This window comes from Arcticibacter tournemirensis (assembly GCF_006716645.1).
Classification (GTDB): domain Bacteria; phylum Bacteroidota; class Bacteroidia; order Sphingobacteriales; family Sphingobacteriaceae; genus Arcticibacter; species Arcticibacter tournemirensis.
Genome location: NZ_VFPL01000001.1, coordinates 4,912,821 through 4,932,534, shown reverse-complemented (window position 1 = coordinate 4,932,534; position 19,714 = coordinate 4,912,821). Strand labels below are relative to the sequence as shown.

Sequence of the window (19,714 nt, the reverse complement as noted above, 5' to 3'; positions counted from 1 at the left end):
ATTTTAACTAATGGAACTAGCGAATTATTTAGGCATTTTACTTATACTCTTACCGATTACCATACTTCGTGTCATTGGGTTATGGAAGCTTTTTGAGAAGGCCGGAAGGCCAGGTTGGGAAGCCGTGATCCCCGGCTACTGCATTTACATCATGATTAAGCTTTCTGGCCGACCTGCATGGTGGATGATCTGGTACTTCATTCCTGTGATCAATATTATAATGATCATTGGGGTTAGGATTGATTTTGTAAAGTGCTATGGTAAATTTACTTTTCTTCAACATGCAGGCGCCGTTTTGCTGTCGTTTATCGTATTTCCTCTTTGGGGTTTTGATAAAAATATCCGGTATTTAGGTGCTTCAGCAACTGACGAGTTCAAAAAGAAGTATCCTTATAAGAAGTCAACAAGTCGCGAATGGGCTGATGCAATCATCTTTGCTGTAGTTGCGGCTACGCTCATCAGAAGTTTTCTTTTAGAAGCTTATACCATTCCTACGGGCTCGATGGAGAAATCCCTTTTAATCGGCGATTTCCTGTTTGTAAGTAAGGTGAATTACGGACCGCGTATTCCTATGACACCTGTTGCTTTCCCCTTTGCTCACCATACAATGCCTTTGATAGGCACAAAAGCTTATTGGGACGGTATTGAGTTAGACTATCATCGCCTTCCTGGTTTGGAAAAGATCGAACGAAGGGATGTTGTTGTGTTTAACTATCCTATGGATGCCGACGCTCCTTTAAGCCGGCCGGTTGATAAAAGAGAGAATTATATTAAACGATGCATCGCTATAGGCGGGGATACCCTTCGTATCATCAATGCAAATGTGTATGTAAATGGAAAACTTTCTGAAAAACCTGAGTTCTCGCAAAAATACTACGTCGTAAAGTCTGACGGTACTGACTTTAATCCTCAGACTTTGCAAGATATGAATATAGAGGCACAGCGAGCTTCTGAAGATCAGTATTATTTCAACATGACACATGCCCAGGCTGAAGAAATAAAGGGATGGGCAAACGTGAAGGAAGTGAAGCCTATGATCAAAGGCCCTAATGAGCCCGAAGCCGACATTTATCCTAAAGATCCTGCCTTTCACTGGAACCTTGATAACTTCGGACCAATTATAGTTCCTAAGAAAGGATGGACAGTGAAACTCGATAGTACTAACATAGCGATCTATAAAAGGGCTATAGAAGTATACGAACACAATAAAGTAGAGCAAAATGGCCATCAGCTGATCATTAATGGCAAGCCCGCCAATACCTACACTTTCAAAATGGACTACTTCTGGATGATGGGTGATAACCGCGATAACTCGCTCGATTCACGGTTCTGGGGCTTCGTACCCGAAGATCATATCGTCGGTAAAGCTCTCTTTGTATGGATGAGCTGGGATACCAACGGCTCTTTCTTAGGTAAGATCAGATGGAACCGGCTTTTTATGGGCATACACTAGAGGAGTTGCAGGTTCGGATTTCAAAATGAAGGTTCAAGTACTGTTCATTATAATTTCTGCCTTATTTATCTTTTCTGTCGATGGCTTTTCGCAGACTGCGCCCGTTGACATTAAAGAAAATGAACCAGTATTATTGACAGATGATTCACGGTCATTCGTACATAACGTAGAAATAGATTTCCGGTCTGCTTACGTTTTTCCTTCAGCACCCTTTCTCGACAAGTACAACAATGAACGAAAATCGCTTGGTGACTCATTCTCCGGGCATTTAAAATATTCCTTTAGCCTGCCTAAAGGCTCGTTAGGCAGCGAGGTCTATTCCGATACCTATCAGGGTGTAGGGTTAACTTTTTTCGACTTTAGAAATAGCAGAGAATTGGGAAGCCCTGTTGCAGCATACTTGTTTCAAAGGTCGAGAGTTGCGAAATTAACTTCCTTTGTATCGCTTGATTACGAATGGAATTTTGGATTGTCAAACGGATGGAAGCCATATGACTACATGGATAATCCAAACAATATTATCATTGGCTCCAAGGTTAACGCCTATATGAATTTTGGTGTCTTCCTGAAGTGGAACCTTATGAACAACATAAATTTGATGACAGGAATCGATGTTACTCATTTCTCCAATGGAAATACGGAGTTCCCAAATTCAGGTTTAAATATGACCGGACTGAAAATGGGACTTGCTTATGATTTTGGAAGACGTAAAGCTTCCATTGAGAGTCGGCCGGGAGATGCAGTGTTTACTCGGTTTCCGCGTCATATCAGTTATGATCTGGTTGTCTTTGGTTCCTGGCGTAGAAAAGGGGTCGCGTTTGATCTTATACAGGTGCCGTCTCCTCTTAAATATCCGGTGGTTGGAGCATACTTTGCTCCGATGTATAATTTTGGCTACCGGTTCCGTGCAGGGCTTTCTCTGGATGCCATATACGACGGTAGTGCAAACGTTTATACAGAAGATTATATCATGGGCACGAAACAGGAATTCTTTAAACCGGAGATCGATCGCCAGATTGCTTTGGGTGGTTCTGGAAGGGTCGAATATGTCATGCCTGTTTTTACTATCGGCATAGGAATAGGTGCTAATTTACTGCACAAAGGAGGCGATCTTCGCGGCACCTACCAGTCTCTGGCCCTGAAGGTGATGGCAACGCGTAGTGCATTTCTCCATATAGGTTATAATATGAAGGATTTCCACGAGCCTAATTATCTTATGCTAGGCTTAGGATATAGATTTCATAACAGAACGCCAAGGTTGCTTCATCAGGATTGATGAATTAAAGCTACAACCCGCAACCGAGCTTCTCGCCAAGTGCCCTCAAGTCTTTTACAACCGCTTCTGTCAGTGGAATTCCGTTCGCCTTTCTGAGCTTTTCGGCTTCCAGTTCAGGCTCGCCGGGAATAATTACAGGGCAGTCTTCAGAAATTGGTTTGGCGGCTTTGAAGCGCTCGATCCAGCGGTCCATATTTTGCTTGAACTCGTCAACCGGCCGGAAGCCGTCAACGCGCATGGCTCCAACGAAATGGCCTATTCCTTTGCCAGGAAGGTCAGGTAAGGGGTCGAGAAATGCAACAAAGGGTGGAACCCAGGGACCGTAATTTGCTCCGGAGAGTACTGCTGTAAGTATATCGACAGTAGCGCTTAACCCGAAGCCTTTGTGACTTCCATGATCGCGGTCGCTACCAAGCGGCAGGAGGGATCCTCCGGTCTTTAAAGCATGGGGGTCTATGGTCGATTCTCCTGCACTCGTTTGGACCCAGCCCGCTGGTACAGGCTTTTGGGCCCGTTGGGCTATCTCCAGTTTCCCGTTAGCTGCTGCTGCGGTCGCCATGTCAACAACGACAGGCGGATAGTTGCCTGCAGGAAAAGCGTAACACATCGGATTAGTACCCAACAAGCGCTCTGTTGTGTACGTAGGAGCTACCAAAGGGCTCGCATTTGTCATAGCAAAGCCTACCATATCCTTTTTTACGGCTTGCATCGCATGATATCCGGCAATGCCAAAATGATTTGAATTTCTAACTGACACCCAGCCAGAGCCATACTTTTCAGCTTTTTCCATTGCCAGGTTCATGGCAAAAGGGGCGACTACCAACCCGAGACCGCTGTCGCCGTCTACGGTTGCTGTGGTAGCTGTTTCGTGTACAATCGTAATATTGGGATTGGTATTAATACGTTGCTTTTCCCAGAGGCGGACGTAGCCGCTTAAACGAGCAACACCATGTGAATCGATACCTCTAAGGTCGGAAGAAAGTAAAACGTCAGCTGCCAGCACAGCGTCCTTTTCGGGGCAGCCTATAGCTTTGAAAATACATTCTGTGAATGTTCTTAATGTATTTTCCTGAAAAAGTAATGAACTCATAATTAAGGTTCGAGAATAGTAAATTTAAAATCAAGCGGTTTAAAGTGCCTGATTAGTTCGGATATAAACTGATCTCCATATTTTACATAAAAAATTCCGAAATTCTCAGATCTTTCCTGCAGTCCTCCTCCCGGAAAATATTTACTTCTGAGACTTTCAATCTGCGACAAAGCGCCTTCATGATTCTTTTTTTCGGCCTTGACCAGCTTTTGTTCAAGATTACCAAGCGCCTTTTTTAGTCTGGCATTTACCGCTTCGGCACTGGGTGCCAGCGTAGGGTCTATTTTGTAGGCCCTCAGTTTTATCTTTTGAAATATTGCCTCGAATTCGCTCTTTTCGCTGGCCAGAGTCAAAGTATGTTGAGAGTGAGTAAGGACCCACTCTTTTTGAAGAGTTTCAGTGTTTTTAAAAAGGTCTTTAAGTTTGATATGAAGCCTGCATAGTTTCCCACTAAAAGATTCGTCAGTGATCAGAGCAGAGTTTCTAAGGAGCAGGAGAGGGAACCCTGCTTTGTAAAAGTCAAAGTTATCTTTTAGCTGCAGCCAGTATACAATTTCGGCGCCTCCACCTATATAAGCGAGATTGGGGAGTATCACTTCCTGATACAGTGGCCGCATAATAACGTTGGGACTGAACCTTTCGGGATAGAGGGTTATCTCTTCCTTGATTTGCTCTTCTGTGAACCGGATGTCGGTGTTGAGAACCGAGAATACGCCGTTTTCTTCGATAATACGCTCGCGTAAACCATCCGCCATATAGAAGAAATTAATCTCCCTGGCATTTACCTGCGTAGAGAAGCCTGCATCTTCGAGGTTTTTGCTCGTCTGACCTATGATACGGGAGCTATTCTTATTCAGAATATCCTCTGTAATAATACCAGCAAACTGCTTTTTAAGCTCGTGATTATCTGCATCTACAATAACAAGACCATGCTCTGCAAAAAGGCCGTTTACAAGATGACGGGTTGCATCAGCCAGATGAGAGTGGTTAATGTAAGCCTCTTCTATCAGCGTGGAAAGCTTTTCGGAATTTTTTGAAATACCTAATAAGTTCTGGAAAGCCTTTACAGCCGAAGCAATCGTTGAAGTAGGTAATCGCCCAGTGGCCCCACGATTATCCTGCTCCCAGACTATTGGTTTACCATGGAGGCTGATATGATTGATTTCAGCGAAGTCATGATCTTCTGTTGCCATCCAGTAAACGGGAACGAAGTTCTTTTCGGGATAGGATTGTTTTAATTCTCTGGCAAGATTTATTGCCGTAACAATTTTATAAATAAAATACAGAGGCCCCGTGAATATATTGAGCTGATGCCCCGTAGTGATTGTATAAGTATTAGGCTGTGAAAGCAGTTCTATGTTTGATAAAACCAGATTTTTAGCTTTCAACTCGTCACTTTCAGCTTCCAAAACCGAATACTGCCTTTTCAGCACCTTCACCAGAACTTCCCTGTTGGCAGTTACCGTCTTTGATTTTATCAGCTTCCCGAAGTTTTCTACAGAGGGAAAATCAAATATGAATGGGCGAAGTTTAGGATCACGGGACAGGTAGCTGAGTGCCGTGGATGAAAAACTATTGGTTTCGCTATAATCGATGTACGTTGCTTTCATCGCGATGCGAAAATAGGGGAATTTATTCAATTCCCCTTTCTGCAATCTTTATTTTACAATCTGTCCATATAAATCGAAGTCTTCTGCGCGTACTATTTTTGCCTGAACGAAGCTGCCTTCGGTGGCGTAGTTCGTAGATGCATGCAGTAGAACCTCATTATCCACCTCCGGAGAGTCGAATTCGGTACGACCTACGAAGTACTCGCCTTCTTTCTTGTCGATCAGCACGCGGAAAGTTTTTCCTACCTTTTCTATGTTCTTTTCGAGTGAAATGCCCTGCTGGATCTCCATAATGTCTTCTACACGTTGTTCCTTCACCTCTTGGGGTACGTCGTCCACCAGTGTATGTGCATGCGTTTTTTCTTCATGCGAGTAGGTGAAGCAGCCTAAGCGATCGAACCTGGTTTCTTCAACCCATTCTTTCATTTCTTCGAAGTCTGCTTCTGTTTCTCCCGGATAGCCACAGATTAAGGTAGTCCGCATGGCAATGTCAGGAACCTTATCTCGAATAGCATTTACCAGATCAATGGTTTTCTGTTTTGAGATCCCGCGGCGCATCGATTTCAACATGTTATCGCTAATATGCTGAAGCGGCATGTCGAGATATTTACAAATATTATCGCGTTCGTTCATCACATCAAGAACCTCCATAGGGAAACCCGAAGGATAAGCATACTGAAGTCTGATCCATTCGATACCCTGCACGTCTGAGAGATGGCGGAGCAGCTCATCAAGGTTTCTCCTGCCATACAGATCCAGCCCGTAATAAGTCAGGTCCTGGGCAATCAGGATTAATTCTTTTGTCCCGTTTCTCGCAAGTCCTTTTGCCTCGGCAACAAGATCTTCGATTGACTTCGAAACGTGTTTCCCTCGCATCAGCGGAATGGCGCAAAAAGAACAGGGCCGATTGCAGCCCTCGGCAATTTTGAAATATGCAAAGTGAGAGGGTGTGGTAAGTAACCGTTCTCCTATAAGTTCGTATTTGTAATCCGCGCCTAACGAGGAGAGTATGTTTTGCAGGTCGTTAGTGCCGAAGTAAGCATCGACGTTCGTTATCTCAGCCTGAAGCTCAGGCTTGTACCGTTCTGAAAGGCAGCCCGTAACGATCACTTTCCCTACTTTACCCTGCTCCTTCAGCTCGCTGTATTGCAAAATGGTGTCTATAGACTCCTGCTTTGCATTATCAATAAATCCGCAGGTATTAATGACGATAATATCATCCTTTCCCACTTTATCCGCTTCATGTACCACACTGATCTGATTACCCTGAAGCTGTCCCATCAGCACCTCCGAGTCGTATACGTTCTTGGAGCATCCAAGAGTGATCACGTTCACGCGGGGTGATACTACCGGTCTTGTTTTTTTAGTCTGCATTGAATATTATTTAAATAGCGAATTCACGAACTCTTGTCTGTCGAATAGTTGCAGATCATTCATTCCTTCGCCAACCCCGATGTATTTTACAGGGATCTTGAACTGGTCGGATATGCCAATCACGACGCCTCCCTTTGCCGTGCCATCCAGCTTAGTTAAAGCAAGTGCATTTACATCAGTGGCCTGAGTGAACTGTTTGCACTGCTCAATGGCGTTCTGTCCTGTAGAAGCATCCAGTACCAGCAGAATCTCATGAGGGGCGCCGGGAACAACCTTCTGCATTACATTTTTGATCTTAGTGAGCTCATTCATTAAAGCTACCTTATTATGTAAACGCCCGGCCGTATCTATAATTGCCACGTCCTCGCCGTTAGAGACAGCCGACTGCAGCGTGTCGAAAGCAACAGAGGCCGGATCTGAACCCATAGCCTGAGCGACAACGCGCACGTCGACACGCTCACCCCATAGTTTTAGCTGGTCAACCGCTGCCGCCCTGAAGGTATCGGCGGCGCCAAGCACCACCTTGTTGCCTGCCTGTTTCAGTTTATGCGCCAGTTTACCGATAGTAGTGGTTTTTCCTACACCGTTTACCCCAACCACCATAATTACATAAGGCTTATGCTGGCCATATTCGAAGTTTTCAAAATCGCTGCTGTTATTTTCAGCAAGCAGCTTCTGGATCTCTTCTTTTAAGAGTGAATTCAGCTCCGAAGTTCCGAAGTACTTATCTTTAGCCACCCTTTCCTGGATACGCTCAATAATCTTTAATGTAGTAGAAACGCCAACATCAGAGGTAACAAGGATTTCTTCCAGCTCATCCAGCACTTCATCATCTACGGTAGATTTGCCGATTACGGCTTTGGTTATTTTGGAAAACAAGCCCTCTTTGGTTTTTTCCAAACCTTTGTCAAGAGCTTCAATCTCTTCCTTTGGAGCTTCTTTCTTTTTGAAAAAATCGAATAATCCCATTTGATTGTGCTTTGTAAACGAAGATAGAGTAATTAGCTGTTCATACAAAAAAAGCCCTCCTGATGTGAATCGGGACGGCTCTTTGGTATTTTTAAAGCAATATAATTACTGTGCGTTCTTTGCTTCAGTAATAGCGTCTTTAACGTGGTCGTTATGTGCAATAATTTCTTTAAAAGTGTAAGCGCCGGTTTTTGCAGATTTAACCATAGTTATCACTTTTGAGTACTCTTTACCTTTACCGGTCTTAAGGGTTGCAACTACTTTCTTTGCCATCTCTTTATATTTTAAAAGGTATAGACCTTAATTATTTAATTTCTTTATGAACAGTTACTTTCTTAAGGAATGGATTGTACTTTTTAAGTTCCAAACGCTCAGTAGTGTTCTTTTTATTTTTGTTAGTGATATAACGGGACATCCCAGGTACTCCGGTTCCTTTGTGCTCAGTACATTCTAAAATTACCTGAACTCTGTTACCTTTCTTAGCCATTTTCTGTTTTTTTTATTCGTTAATTAAATGTATCCTTTTTTAAGGAACTTATTAATTACAGCGCTGATACCGTTTTTATTAATGGTTTTGATAGCTGATGTTGAAACTTTCAGCGTAATCCACCGGCCTTCTTCAGGGATGTAAAACTTCTTTACTTGCAGGTTAGGATAAAACTTGCGCTTGGTCTTTACGTTTGAGTTAGAAACGTTATGGCCATTCATCGGCATTTTTCCTGTTAAATCACAAATTCTCGACATGACTATGTTGTGTATCTTTTTGTAAAAATCAGTCTCTTAAAGAGTTTGCAAATATCAGAAGAAAAAATTAAAACCACAAGGGTTTGTAATTAATTTATTGAATGAAAATTGTTGGCGTGGTTCTTATCTCCAAATTCTGCTAAAGCACGGATTATTTTTGTTTTTTTCTGTTCATTGAAGAAATATTTTTAATTTAAAGGCGGCATTTACAGCTAATCAATTAAAATATGCAGAACGTTGACAATCCTGATGGGGCAGCAGGAAAAAACAACTTATGGAGTGTGATAGGCGCTTCGTCGGTTGGGACCCTTATTGAGTGGTATGATTTCTATATTTTTGGAAGTCTGGCCACTATTCTTTCCTATCAGTTTTTTCCGCATGGTAATCCCACTGCAGCTTTCCTTTCTACACTTGCTACGTTTGCGGCAGGCTTTATTGTTCGCCCGTTCGGAGCGCTGGTTTTTGGACGCTTAGGCGATTTGGTAGGCAGAAAATATACTTTTTTGCTAACTCTCGTGCTGATGGGTGGCTCTACTTTCGCTATCGGTTTGATACCGGGTTTCGATGTGATTGGCTATGCTGCCCCTATACTGGTACTTCTCCTTCGCCTCGTACAGGGTCTGGCACTTGGTGGTGAATATGGAGGAGCTGCTACTTATGTGGCAGAACATGCGCCTGCTAGCCGGAGAGGCTTTTATACCAGCTTTATTCAAACAACAGCAACATTAGGCTTATTTTTATCGCTGGGAGTTATTCTTCTCACCCGCTATGCTGTCGACATTACGTCCTTTAATCAGTGGGGATGGCGTATCCCATTCCTCCTTTCAGCGGTGCTGGTAGTGGTGTCTATCGTTATTCGAATGAAGATGCATGAATCGCCTTTATTCAAAAAGATCAAGGCTGAAGGCAAGGTGGTGAAGAACCCATTGAAGGAATCCTTTGGAAAGAAGAAAAATCTTAAAATGGTTTTGCTTGCCCTGTTTGGTGCAACAGCAGGTCAGGGCGTTATCTGGTATACGGGCCAATTCTACGCGCTTTCCTTCATTCAGAAAACAATGAACATTGAGTTCGTACAATCAAACTATATTATCGCTTTAGGACTTCTTATAGCCACTCCCTTCTTCATTGTTTTTGGTGGCTGGTCTGATCGGATAGGGCGGAAGAACATTATGCTTGCAGGAATGTTATTAGGCATCGTTCTTTACCGGCCAATATATAAGCAGATGTATTCTCTATCTGATCTCAGTTTGAAAACAGAGTTACCGGCGGCTAAGGCGTTTAATACCGAAACTCAAAAGGGAGAAGGAGGGGAGACGGTGATAGTTAAAACTGCGTCCAATATGTATAGTGATGGAACGGTATTAAACGAGGTAGCTACCAGTGTCCAGAATGCTACGGGTCACGAAGTTTCTTCGGACCACCGGAAGGAAGTGGTGCTTCCCATGAGCTCTTTCTGGATACTGGTGCTGCTCATTACCATTCAGGTACTTTTTGTCACGATGGTTTATGGGCCGATAGCTGCTTTCCTGGTCGAGTTGTTCCCAACTAATATAAGGTATACCTCTATGTCACTTCCTTATCATATCGGAAACGGTGTTTTTGGAGGATTAACTCCTTTTATCGCTATCAGCCTTACCTCGCTGCCAGGTGCAACGCCTTTCGATGGTTTATGGTATCCTATCGGGGTTGCTGCCGTGTGCTTTGTAATAGGCCTGATTTATATTAACAAAAGAACTGATTATACTTTAAATGCTGCCGAATGAATACGTTGAAAAAATATCTTGGAATAATATGGGTTTGCGGTGGTGTCTTGCTTGCAGTCTTTCTTTCGTATAAGGCTTTGGCGGTTTTAAGCTCTGGCGTGGCCACGCCAGAAGATTACGTTTTCTGGAGCGTTATAATCGTTATTTTTATTCCCATCATCGTTGGCTTCATCCTGTTTGGCTATTATGCCTGGAAAGGGGAGTACGGGGCGGTTGACAATTGACAGTTGACAGTTGACAATGGACAGTTGACAATGGCCAGTTGACAAGGGAGATTAAAAGAGCTGAAGCTTAAAGGGAGAAACTGAGAGCTGATGGATGAATCCTGATAGCTCATGAAATGAAAAGCTAGTTTGCCAATTGACAATGGCTATAGCTCATAAATACAACAATTACTGATATATATACTATGAATTTAAAGATTTCTTCATTTGAAAACTACAGGGAAGTGTATGATTACAGTGTAGCAGAACCCGAAAAGTTTTGGGCTGAGATCGCTGACAGCTTTTACTGGCGAAAAAAGTGGGATACTGTGCTTCGATGGAATTTCAGCGATCCTGATGTGAAATGGTTTGAGGGGGCGAAACTTAATATTACAGAAAATTGCCTCGACCGCCATCTTGAAAAGAACGGTGATACACCTGCTATTATATGGGAATCTAATGATCCAGAAGAAGCACATCGCGTTCTTACGTATACTCAGCTTCACGATAAGGTATGCCAGTTTGCGAATGTACTCAAGAACAATGGGGTAAAAAAGGGCGACAGGGTTTGCCTGTATTTGCCGATGGTGCCAGAGCTGGCGATTGCGGTGCTGGCCTGCGCCCGTATCGGCGCCATACACTCTGTTATTTTTGGGGGATTTTCTGCTCAATCAATTGCCGACCGGATTAATGATGCGCAATGCTCTGTTGTGATAACTGCCGACGGAGGCTTTCGCGGAGTAAAGGATATTCCCTTAAAAGAGGTCATCGATGATGCTCTGGTGCAATGCAGGAGTGTCAACAGAGTAATTGTATTAACCCGGAGCCGTACTCCGGTGTCGATGATTAAAGGCCGTGATGTATGGTGGGAAGACGAGATTAAGAAGGTGGAAACGCAGGGGAACCCGGAATGTCCGGCGGAAGAAATGGATGCAGAGGATGTATTATTCGTTTTGTACACTTCGGGCTCTACCGGAAAACCAAAAGGAGTGGTACATACCTGCGGGGGATATATGGTTTATACAGGGTATACTTTTGCTAATGTATTTCAATACGAGCCGGGTGAGGTTTACTTCTGTACTGCTGATATTGGATGGATAACAGGGCATAGTTATATCGTATATGGTCCTCTTTCACAGGGCGCCACGACTCTTATGTTCGAAGGTGTGCCAACCTGGCCGGGACCCGATCGTTTCTGGCAAATCATAGATAAGTTTAATGTCAATATACTGTATACCGCACCTACTGCTATCCGATCGTTAATGAGTTTTGGCGACGAGCCGATACAAGGAAAAGACCTAAGTTCACTTAAAAAGTTAGGTTCGGTAGGAGAGCCTATAAATGAGGAAGCATGGCACTGGTTTCATGATAAGATCGGTAAGGGGAAATGCCCTATTGCCGATACCTGGTGGCAAACGGAAACAGGTGGATTGATGATCTCTCCGATTGCAGGGATAACCCCTACCAAACCGGGGTATGCTACCTTGCCCTTGCCGGGCATTCAACCTTGTTTGGTTGACGAGAACGGAAATGAGATAGAGGGCAACGGCGTGAGCGGGAATTTATGCGTCAAATTCCCATGGCCGGGGATGTTACGAACAACTTATGGCGACCATGAGCGTTGCCGGCAGACCTACTTTTCTGCCTATCAAGACATGTACTTTACAGGCGATGGCTGCCTTCGTGATGAAGACGGGTATTACCGCATCACCGGCAGGGTGGATGATGTATTGAATGTTTCGGGACACCGCATAGGCACAGCAGAAGTGGAGAATGCAATTAATATGCATGCTGACGTGGTAGAAAGTGCTGTTGTAGGGTATCCTCATTCAATTAAAGGGCAGGGTATCTACGCTTACGTGATTTTAGGTTCTTCTCTACATAATGAGGTCGACCTCGTTCAGAAAGATATACTGAAAACGGTAACACGCCTGATCGGCGCTATTGCTAAACCCGACAAGATTCAGTTTGTGTCTGGTCTGCCTAAAACACGCTCCGGAAAGATTATGCGGCGAATCTTAAGGAAGATTGCAGAGGGTGATACTTCCAATCTTGGTGATACGAGTACGCTCCTTGACCCAGGAGTAGTAGAGGAAATTAGAGAAGGGGCTCTTAGTAAGATCTAAGCTGCTGGTCTGTAATACCTCAAGTTGACAAGTAGTGATACTGTCTGAATTCTAAACAAAATAGTTCGGGTAGTGTTATATTCTTATAACTAAACAAAAAAATCTACTATGGACAAGCTGGAATTAAAAGGAAGCTGGAACGAGCTCAAAGGTAAAGTTAAGCAAGCATATGGTGATCTTACCGATGATGATTTGACGTATGAAGAAGGCCGGGAAGATGAGCTTTATGGTCGTTTGCAGCAAAAAACAGGGAAAACCCGTGACGAAGTAGTCGAATGGCTACGGGGCTTATAAAAAAAGCGGCTTTTAAAGCCGCTTTTTTTATAAGCGTTATTTTAGCTGTTTCGGAATAATTTTGATGAATTTAGCTGAGTCTGATTGGAAATATTCATTCATGGAAATTTTTCCATCAGCCGTTTTCATTGCAAGTTCACCATCTGCTTTTATCAGATCTCCAACTTTTAGTTTAGATACCTGACCTTGCAGTTTAGCATCACCTTCTGGTACAAGCATTGCAAACCGCACGTTGTAACCGGTCGTATCAGTAGGTGCAGGAACCTTCAGGTCCACGGTTTCTCCGTTTACACCCTCCACTTTGAAAGCCCAGTCAGTAAAATTCATGTTATTGGCCACGTACTTGCCCATGTTGGTAATGATACGCGTTTGAAGTTCTTTCTGGTGTTGAAAAAGAGTTACAGTGTCCTGCGCCCTTTTTAACCTCATTACGAAATCTGATTGTGATTTTGGTACTTTTCCCTTCTGATCGCAGGCTGCGAGCATGAGCAGCCCGGCGAGGAATAAAACTGGTATTCTTTTCATGTGATAATTAGTTTATTGAACAAATCAACTAAAAAACGAGATGATTATCAAGCGTTTAAACATGCATTTGAGCTGTAGGTTGTAGGGTGTGAGTTTTAAGTAGTAAGTTGTAAGTTGTAGGTTGTAGGTTGTAGGTTGTAAGTCGTGAGTAATATGTATCTTTTGAGGCAATCAGTTATAAGTAGTAAGTTATAAGTCAACTAACAACGTATAACTTACTACTTAAAACGCATAACCTGTAACCTGCAACCCACAACCTACAACCCACTACTTTAATATCCAAAGATCTGTTGAAGGTTAAGCTTGGTAAGCTCACCATATTTTTTCAGATCATCTTCTTTGACGCGTTTTTCAGAAGCTACTATACAATAAGTATAGGGCTTATTCTTAAGCTCCGCGTCGAAAAAGCTTCTGATATCGCCAAACCCGAGAGTGTTGGCAGATTCATAAACGTTTTTACGGATATCATAATCCAGTCCTTTGCGCTGCGCATTGAGGTAGCTGAAAAGGATTGCATCGTCAGTTATACGTTCTGTTTCAAGAGACTTGCGGATGTTGTCTTTCGCTACTGTAAACACCTTCTCTGATTCGGGCATACTGGTAAGCAGTTCGTTCATGCCGCCAATGGCTTCATTGAGTTTGTCAGCCTGGGTCCCAACGTAAGCAATCATGGTATACCGGTCGTCCTTTTTCTGCGGTGTGTTATAAAACGCGTAGGTTGAATAGGCCAGGGCCTTCGATTCCCTAATCGTTTGAAACACAATAGTGCTCATTCCGCCTCCAAAATAATTGTTAAACAATTCAATGGTGGGAGTTACAGAAGCGTTATAAGTAGTGGCATTACGAACCCATTGGATTTCAGCCTGCACCATGTCGTAGTCGGCAAAAAGAACCTGATTCTTGTCCTGATCTACTTTTTTAAAGCTCTGTTGTGCCGGGATTTCCATAAACGTGGCGGGACTCTTGTGAAGCGGTTTTAATGTCGACGCTATTTGCTGTCCGGTTTTTGGCCCATAGTATAAAATGGTGTGTTCATATTTCCCGATGTTCCTCAGGACTGCGATCAATTGGTCGGCTGTAAGAGCATCAAGTTCAGCATCGGATAACACATTATTGAAAGGGTTATTTGCACCGTATTGCGCATAGTTTACCAATCCTTGCATAATGGCAGCTTTATTCAGCTTTGCATTCTCGCGTGATTTCTTTAGTCTCTGCTTTAATCCGTTTAAGGCGGCAGTATCCGGTTTACAATTAGCAATCAGGTTCTCATAAAGGCTAACAGTTTTGTCAAAGTTCTCCTGTAACCCGGTAATGCTTACTGTGGTTTGGTCGTTGGAGGTGTTGATCCTAAACGAGGCTGCGAGCTTGTAGAATTCTTTACTTATATCTTCAGAGCTTTGTTTATCTGTGCCAAGGTATTGAAGGTATTCAGCTGCAATCGGGAGAAGTTTATTGTTCCAGCTTCCCATATCGTATCTGTAATACAATTTAAAGATGCTATTTTCTTTGTTCTGGACAGACAATACGTCAAATGCTCCCGACTTTGACCTTTCAATGTCTTTACTGAAGTCAGTCCAAACAGGCACAATGGCATTGGACGGGATTGCAGCAACTGTTTGCAGGAAAGGCGACTGTGATTCTCTGTTTACTTCAACCGCGGTAATAGGAGGTTTTTCGACTTTCAGGATATTTTTATCTTCGCCCTGACGCTTGTATACAATTACATAGTTCTCTGCAAGATATTTATTCGCAAAGTCGACTATTTGTTTCTTTGTTATTTTAGAGAGCTTATCGGCTGTAGCTACACGGGTGCTCCAGTCAATCCCTGTCGTAAAAGCATCCATCAGATTGCCGGCGCGTGAGCTATAGTTCTGGTTCTCTTCCAGCACATTCTTCTTGAGATTATTCACAATGGAGATGATCAGGTCGCTGTCAAACTCGCCTTTTTTTAGTTTTTCAATTTCTGCCAGCATCAGCATTTTAACCTGGTCGAGCGACTGTCCCTTGATGGGGTTGCCTTGTAGTATCAGCGTGCTGTAATCCTTCAATACATAAGAGAAGGCACCGGCACTTAACATTTTCTGCTTCTTGGTAAGGTTCAAATCAAAAAGTCCGGCCTTGCCATTTGTAAGAATTTCGCCAACCAGGTTAAGCAATTGAGCATCTTCGGTAGATGCACCGGGAAAGCGGTATCCTATCATGATGCTTTCCGGTGTTGGTCCAAATACTTCTTTTGCTATTGGAGTGGTGATTGGTTTTTCAGGACCAAAAGTATATGGAGGCACCGTTTTGGATTGCATGTAAGCAAAGCTCTGATCGATCTTTTTGACCATTTCGTCAGGGTTGAAGTCTCCAGACATTATGACGCCCATATTGTTTGGCACATAATACGTGTTATAGTAATCTCTTATTGCCTTTAGTGATGGGTTTTTAAGATGCTCGATGGTCCCGATGGTTGTTTGTTTACCATAGTTGTTGTTAGGGAACAAGGCGGCGAACATAGCTTCAAAAACCTTTCTCGAGTCATTATCCAGTCCGCGGTTCTTTTCTTCGTATACCGCTTCCAGTTCTGTGTGAAAAATTCGGAAAGCGGGGTAGCGGAAACGTTCTGCTTGAACAGTCAGGAACTTGTCGATTGCACTTGTTGGAATGTCTTCAGTGTAGACGGTCTGTTCAAAGGAAGTAAAGGCGTTTGTACCCTGTGCCCCCATAGAGGACAGCATTTTGTCATATTCATTTGCAATGGCAAACTTCGCTGCGTCCCCCGAAACTTTATCTATCTCTTTATAAATATCCTTACGTCTGGTCTCGTCTTTTGTCGAATTATACTGTTCGTAAAGACTGTCGATCTTGTCGAGTAACGGTTTTTCTTTACTCCAGTCTAGAGAACCATATTTGTCGGTACCCTTAAACATCATATGCTCAAGATAATGAGCAAGTCCGGTATGATCTGCAGGATCGGTTTTGCTGCCGGCTTTAACAGCGATATAGGTTTGAATGCGCGGTTGTTTGTTTGTCGGGCTGAGTATAACTGTAAGTCCGTTTTTTAGTGTATAAAACCGCGAATTAGTAGGGTCGTTACTTACATACTTATAGGTATAGCCGGCGGATGTGGCTTCTTTCCACAAATAATTTTTAGAAGCTACCTGTGCGTTGCTTATACCTGCTGCCCCTAGTATGAAGACAATGATTAACTTAAATTTTGACATATGCGTTGAGAATTATGTGTTGTGAGTTGAATGACTAAAGCAGAAAGCATAAAGTCGTGTATAATATAGAACAGGCTGACTTTGGTTGTCAGCCCGCCATATATATTTATCATATTTCTGTTTTCTTTCCTGTTACAGCTACGCGATACAGAACAAGTCCCATAATTACAAAGAACATGAAACCGAGTAGCTGATAGCCTCCCTCGCCCAGGCTATTAGTGAGGAAGTGCTCTATATTTAGTTTCCCTACCGGGCCTGCTGTCGATTCAAAAGCCATGAAGAAGGCATAAATTACCCCCATCAGCGCTCCGCCGGCTACTAAACCGGTTGAGAACAGACTGCCTCTGCCTAATTCATCATCCTCGTGGATCCCTTTCTTTTTGTTACGGATATCTACCAGGCCTTTAATTGCTCCACCTGCGAATATCGGGAGAGTTGTGGATAACGGAAGGTAGGCCCCTACTGCAAATGAAAGCGATTTTACACCGCAAAGCTCCATGGTTATAGCAAGGAACACACCAACGAGTACAAACTGCCAGTCGAGGTTAAATGAAAGCAATCCCTTAATCAGGGTTGCCATTAGCGTACCTTGTGGCGCCGGATAGGCGTCTGTTCCGATAGCATGCGTTATTCCCTGCGCCTGCATGGCGGCGGTAGGACGATCGAGTATAGAAAGTGTTACTCCAATAATGACCGCAGAAACAATTGCGCCTATAAATAGCGCGATCTGCTGGTATTTAGGGGTAGCTCCTACAATATAACCTGTTTTAAGATCCTGAGAGGTAGCTCCTGCATTGGCAGCTGCAATACAAATCATGCCGCCTACCACGAGTGCCATTGGTTCGAATACTTTACCTGTCCAGCCAACGCTGATAAACACCAGGCAAGTACCCATCAAAGTAGCAATAGTCATACCGGATATTGGGTTGGAGCTGGAGCCGATAATCCCCACAATACGGCTGGACACTGTTACAAAGAAAAAGCCGAAGACAACCACCAGTACGCCAATGAGAAGCTTATTCACAACAGAGTCTCCTGGTATTTGAGGAAGAACGGCCATCAGGACCACTAAAGCGATGCTGCCAAAAATTACCAGCTTAAACGACAGATCGTCTTCTGTACGCTTGGTAACCTGCACTTCTCCGGTGGTTTTGATAGAACCGAGACTTGATTTGAAAGAGGATATAATCGTTGGGATGGTTTTAATAAGCGTAATAAATCCTCCTGCCGCTACTGCGCCCGCACCTATCTGGCGGATGTACGCCCGATAAATCGCTGTGGCGTAGTCGCCGAAGGTATGAGTTACAGGGTTCCAGTCACCTGATCCGCCTGCCGTTGCCAGATCTTTAAGGTAACCGAGCTTAACAAGCTGCAGGGCCGTCGTGTCCTGCGGTACCAGAGAGGCCAGCAGGGGAATTAATCCGAGCCAGGCTAATACACCGCCCGCCACGAGTACGCCCGCAATTCGCGGTCCTATGATATAACCTACCCCCATGTATTCTGGAGTGATTTCCCCATTTACAGTAGCAGAAGGGAAAAAGCGGTTTGTCTGGCTGGTGACCCATGCGGGGGTTTCGGCAATAAGATGAAAGATCTTTTGCAGGATGGCGTACAAGAAAGCAAAGCCGAGCCCCATGTAGGCTGTCTTCGCAAAGTCGCCACCTTTTTCGCCCGCTATGAGTACAGAAGCGCAGGCCGTACCTTCAGGGTATGGAAGCGTTCCGTGCTCGTCGACGATGAGTGAACGTCGGAGAGGAACCATCATCAGGGTACCCAATATTCCTCCTAAGGCAGCAAGAATAAAAATTGGCCAGTAGGAAAAAAAGCCTTCGCCATTACTTCCGGCCGAAAGGAACAGGAAGCCCGGTAAAGTAAAGACCACACCTGCTGCAATGGATTCACCTGCCGACCCTGTCGTTTGTATAATATTGTTTTCGAGGATGGTAGTTTTGAAAAACTTCCTCCCAATGGAAATTGCGAGAACAGCTACAGGGATGGAGGCGGAGACTGTTAAGCCGGCTTTGAGCGCAAGGTAAACGGTGGCTGCGCCAAAGATAACGCCAAATAGCGCGCCTAGTAAAATAGATTTTACTGTAAATTCTGCTACCCTTTCTCCTGCAGAGATGTAAGGCTTAAATTCTTTTTCTGGTTTAATTTCTGCCATGTTATTTTAATGTGGAATGTTTTAGTACAGTATCAAGATATTAGTATCAAGATGTGGTAAAGATTTTATTCTAGTATCAGGTGCCAAAACATCAGAATGTGAAAAATTTGTACTAAAGTAGGAATTTAGAGAAGAACTTTACAACTATTGGACTGTGATAATCTGAATACAGAAGCTAAAACTGGATTTTGTTTCAAAGGCTCTTACAAACCTGAGGATTTTCTATGCCCGGCACCCTTATCTTGATACTTGATACTAATATCTTGATACGATACTATAATATCTTGACACCTGTTTCGTAAGTTTGCAGCAATGAAAAAGAATAAAGCTGTTTTTCTGGACCGTGATGGCGTATTGAATAAAGAATTGGGGGACTATGTATGTAATCTGGATGATTTTCATATTCTGGAACACAACTTCAAGCCATTGAAGGAGCTCCAGGACAGGGGATATCTGCTGGCGGTTATTACCAACCAGGGCGGTGTAGCGAAAGGATGGTACAGTGAAGAAACATTGGGAAAAATGCATGCAAGGCTTTTAGAGACTTACGAAGCGAATGGAATACATATCTCGGATATCTATTATTGCAGGCATCATCCGGATTATAACGGCAAATGCTTATGCCGGAAACCCGGCTCGCTGATGCTCGAGAAAGCCATGGCGCGTTTCGATGTAGACGTTTCTAAATCTTATTTCATTGGCGATAACGAGCGCGACATGATAGCGGGCGAAGCTGCGGGGCTTAAAGGTATCCTGATAAAATCAGATCAGCCGATAGGAGAGGTGTTGCATCTGATTGATTGAGGTACAGGGTTGAGAGTTGAAGGTTCAGAGTTTCGAACTTGGCACGCGGAGCTATAGTCTGTAATATATGGAAGTTTGCGGGAGATGAATCGCCTGAAGACTGATTCTAA

The 19,714-nt window shown here is 43.6% G+C and carries 17 protein-coding genes; 7 read left to right on the top strand and 10 right to left on the bottom strand.

Annotated features, from left to right (window positions below):
* Window positions 1-10: 10 nt before the first annotated feature.
* Window positions 11-1,453 carry a signal peptidase I gene (lepB, locus tag BDE36_RS20585; protein WP_141816326.1) on the top strand — a complete coding sequence of 481 codons (1,443 nt, stop codon included), beginning with the start codon at window positions 11-13 and terminating at the stop codon, window positions 1,451-1,453.
* Window positions 1,454-1,478: 25 nt separating this feature from the next.
* Window positions 1,479-2,729 (top strand): acyloxyacyl hydrolase, encoded by a 1,251-nt coding sequence (locus tag BDE36_RS20580; RefSeq protein WP_141816325.1) that lies wholly within the window; start codon window positions 1,479-1,481, stop codon window positions 2,727-2,729.
* A 10-nt stretch (window positions 2,730-2,739) separates the two neighbouring features.
* Here the strand turns inward: BDE36_RS20580 and BDE36_RS20575 are convergent, their stop codons facing one another.
* From BDE36_RS20575 to rpmB, 7 genes are all read right to left on the bottom strand, one after another.
* A complete protein-coding gene (locus BDE36_RS20575) occupies window positions 2,740-3,819 on the bottom strand; it encodes an Ldh family oxidoreductase (protein ID WP_141816324.1) in 1,080 nt (359 codons plus the stop codon).
* 2 nt (window positions 3,820-3,821) lie between these two features.
* Window positions 3,822-5,429, bottom strand: coding sequence for a bacillithiol biosynthesis cysteine-adding enzyme BshC (gene bshC / locus BDE36_RS20570; protein ID WP_141816323.1), 1,608 nt, complete (start codon window positions 5,427-5,429; stop codon window positions 3,822-3,824).
* 48 nt (window positions 5,430-5,477) lie between these two features.
* Window positions 5,478-6,803: a 30S ribosomal protein S12 methylthiotransferase RimO gene (gene rimO / locus BDE36_RS20565; RefSeq protein WP_141816322.1), complete on the bottom strand. Its 1,326-nt coding sequence runs from the start codon at window positions 6,801-6,803 to the stop codon at window positions 5,478-5,480.
* Between the two features lie 6 nt (window positions 6,804-6,809).
* Complete coding sequence (gene ftsY / locus BDE36_RS20560) at window positions 6,810-7,772, bottom strand: signal recognition particle-docking protein FtsY (RefSeq protein ID WP_128771268.1); 963 nt, start codon at window positions 7,770-7,772, stop codon at window positions 6,810-6,812.
* A 105-nt stretch (window positions 7,773-7,877) separates the two neighbouring features.
* Window positions 7,878-8,045 carry a DUF4295 domain-containing protein gene (locus tag BDE36_RS20555; protein ID WP_128771269.1) on the bottom strand — a complete coding sequence of 56 codons (168 nt, stop codon included), beginning with the start codon at window positions 8,043-8,045 and terminating at the stop codon, window positions 7,878-7,880.
* A gap of 31 nt (window positions 8,046-8,076) precedes the next feature.
* A complete protein-coding gene (gene rpmG, locus BDE36_RS20550) occupies window positions 8,077-8,259 on the bottom strand; it encodes a 50S ribosomal protein L33 (RefSeq protein ID WP_128771270.1) in 183 nt (60 codons plus the stop codon).
* A gap of 23 nt (window positions 8,260-8,282) precedes the next feature.
* Window positions 8,283-8,516, bottom strand: coding sequence for a 50S ribosomal protein L28 (rpmB, locus tag BDE36_RS20545; RefSeq protein ID WP_128771271.1), 234 nt, complete (start codon window positions 8,514-8,516; stop codon window positions 8,283-8,285).
* A gap of 227 nt (window positions 8,517-8,743) precedes the next feature.
* Between rpmB and BDE36_RS20540 the strand changes: the two genes are divergently transcribed.
* From BDE36_RS20540 to BDE36_RS20525, 4 genes are all read left to right on the top strand, one after another.
* On the top strand, window positions 8,744-10,279 hold the full coding sequence (locus tag BDE36_RS20540) for an MFS transporter (protein ID WP_141816321.1): 1,536 nt from the start codon (window positions 8,744-8,746) through the stop codon (window positions 10,277-10,279).
* Window positions 10,276-10,503: a DUF6814 family protein gene (locus BDE36_RS20535; protein WP_141816320.1), complete on the top strand. Its 228-nt coding sequence runs from the start codon at window positions 10,276-10,278 to the stop codon at window positions 10,501-10,503. Before BDE36_RS20540 ends, BDE36_RS20535 begins: the two co-directional genes overlap by 4 nt.
* Before the next feature lie 185 nt (window positions 10,504-10,688).
* Window positions 10,689-12,608 (top strand): acetate--CoA ligase, encoded by a 1,920-nt coding sequence (acs, locus tag BDE36_RS20530; protein ID WP_141816319.1) that lies wholly within the window; start codon window positions 10,689-10,691, stop codon window positions 12,606-12,608.
* A 108-nt stretch (window positions 12,609-12,716) separates the two neighbouring features.
* Window positions 12,717-12,902, top strand: coding sequence for a CsbD family protein (locus BDE36_RS20525; protein WP_141816318.1), 186 nt, complete (start codon window positions 12,717-12,719; stop codon window positions 12,900-12,902).
* A gap of 36 nt (window positions 12,903-12,938) precedes the next feature.
* Here BDE36_RS20525 and BDE36_RS20520 read toward each other — a convergent pair whose 3' ends face one another.
* The 3 genes from BDE36_RS20520 to BDE36_RS20510 form a co-directional block, all read right to left on the bottom strand.
* Window positions 12,939-13,427 carry a hypothetical protein gene (locus tag BDE36_RS20520; protein ID WP_128771276.1) on the bottom strand — a complete coding sequence of 163 codons (489 nt, stop codon included), beginning with the start codon at window positions 13,425-13,427 and terminating at the stop codon, window positions 12,939-12,941.
* A 272-nt stretch (window positions 13,428-13,699) separates the two neighbouring features.
* The gene (locus BDE36_RS20515) at window positions 13,700-16,636 is read right to left on the bottom strand and encodes a M16 family metallopeptidase (RefSeq protein ID WP_141816317.1); all 2,937 of its coding nucleotides are present in this window, start codon (window positions 16,634-16,636) and stop codon (window positions 13,700-13,702) included.
* A gap of 109 nt (window positions 16,637-16,745) precedes the next feature.
* Window positions 16,746-18,800: an OPT family oligopeptide transporter gene (locus tag BDE36_RS20510; protein ID WP_141816316.1), complete on the bottom strand. Its 2,055-nt coding sequence runs from the start codon at window positions 18,798-18,800 to the stop codon at window positions 16,746-16,748.
* Window positions 18,801-19,112: 312 nt separating this feature from the next.
* Here BDE36_RS20510 and BDE36_RS20505 point away from each other — a divergent pair, with 312 nt between their 5' ends.
* The gene (locus tag BDE36_RS20505; protein ID WP_141816315.1) at window positions 19,113-19,604 is read left to right on the top strand and encodes a D-glycero-alpha-D-manno-heptose-1,7-bisphosphate 7-phosphatase; all 492 of its coding nucleotides are present in this window, start codon (window positions 19,113-19,115) and stop codon (window positions 19,602-19,604) included.
* Window positions 19,605-19,714 lie beyond the last annotated feature (110 nt).